The sequence below is a fragment of the Kitasatospora sp. A2-31 genome, assembly GCF_022288725.1.
GTDB lineage: Bacteria > Actinomycetota > Actinomycetes > Streptomycetales > Streptomycetaceae > Kitasatospora.
Window position 1 is genome coordinate 1 of the sequence record NZ_JAKNTA010000140.1, and the last position, 1,685, is coordinate 1,685.

At 74.1% G+C, this 1,685-nt stretch carries 2 pseudogenes; both read left to right on the top strand.

Annotation, left to right across the window (positions count from 1 at the left end):
* Nucleotides 1-798 (top strand): annotated as a pseudogene (locus tag MCM47_RS40260) (hypothetical protein); the annotation flags it as partial.
* Nucleotides 799-991: 193 nt separating this feature from the next.
* Nucleotides 992-1,685, top strand: a pseudogene (locus tag MCM47_RS40265) (phenylacetic acid degradation protein PaaN); the annotation flags it as partial.

Below are 1,685 nucleotides of genomic sequence, written 5' to 3' on the forward strand. Positions count from 1 at the left end.
GCCGGGATCCACGCCGTCGTGGACCGGCTGGCCGGCCCCCGGGCGGGCGTGGTCGCGGCCGGCCTCTGGGCGATCGCCCCGGGCTCCGGCGCCGAGTGGGCGCTCTACTCCGACTCGCTGTTCGTCGCGCTGGCGTCCTGGGCCTGCTACTGCGTGATGACCAGGCAGTGGGTCGCGGCCGGTGCGGTCACGCTGGTCGCCGGGCTCAACCGGCCCACCTCGGCGGCGCTGATCGGCGCGGTCGGCCTGGCCGCGCTGGTGGAGCTGTACCGGCGCGGGAGCGGCGTCGTCCGCCCGCTGACCGCGATGCTGCTCGCCCCGCTCGGCCTGCTCGGCTACGTCGGCTGGGTCGGCTGGCGGGCCGGCGAGTGGGGCGCCTACTTCACCCTCCAGCGCGACGCCTGGCTGCACTACTTCGACTACGGCCAGGGCACCTTCTACGCCGTCCGCGGCGTGCTGCTCGGCCGCACCGACTACCCCTTCGCCTACCCGGTCGCGGACCTGCTGGCCACCCTGATCGTCTTCTCGCTGCCGGCGCTGATCGTGCTGCTGATCCGGCTGCGCCCGCCGCTGGTGCTGACCGCCTACACGCTGGCCACCATCGTCTCGGTGCTCGGCAGCCTCGGCATCTTCGGCAACACCTCGCGCTACCTGCTCCCGGCATTCCCGCTGCTGATCGCGCTCGCGGTGGCCATGCGCAAGCTCAGTTGGCCGGTGCTGGCCGCGGTGCTCGGCACGGGCGCGATCGCCTCCGGCTGGTACGGCGGGTACGTCATCTTCGAGCTCGGCATCCCGTAGCCGGCCCGGCTTCGCGCGGGCAGCGGCCGGCAGGCCCGGCCCCGCCGCCTCCAGGGGGCGCGTCCACCACGGCCCCGCCCCCTCCGGCGTTTCCGGCACGTTCCGGAGACCGCTACCGCACACCCTCTTGAGCCGACCGATCGTTCGGTTACTCTGTGACGTGTCCCGTCCTCCCCTCTGAGGAGCGCACGCTATGTCCGCAGCGGTCACCCACCCCCTCGTCACCGAGCTGGTCGAACGCCACCAGGCCACCCTGGACGCCGCGCTCGCCGCCGCCTCCTCGCGCGACTACTGGTCGCCGTACCCGGAGTTCCCGAAGGCCTACGGCGAGACCGGCGCCGCGGACGGCAAGGCCGCCTTCGACGCCCTGCTGAACAACCCCTTCGCCCTCGACGGCCACCCCACCGACGGCGACCTGGTCGGCGGCGAGGCCTCCCCGTACGGCGTCGAGCTCGGCATCGGCTACCCGCACGCCGGGCCGGACGCCCTGATCGCGGCCCTGCGCGCGGCCCAGCCGGGCTGGGCCGCGGCCACCCCGCTCGAGCGCGCCGCGGTCTGCCTGGAGATCCTGGCCCGGATCAACGCCCGCTCGCACGAGTTCGCGCACGCGGTGATGCACACCACCGGCCAGGCCTACGGCATGGCCTTCCAGGCCGGCGGCCCGCACGCCCAGGACCGCGGTCTGGAGGCCGTCACCTACGCGTACGCCGAGCAGATCCGGCTGCCCCGGCAGGCCGGCTGGACCAAGCCCCAGGGCAAGCGCGACCCGCTGGTGATGACCAAGGAGTTCACCGTCGTCCCGCGCGGCCTCGCTCTGCTGGTCGGCTGCAACACCTTCCCGACCTGGAACGGCTACCCCGGTCTGTTCGCCTCGCTGGCCACCGGCA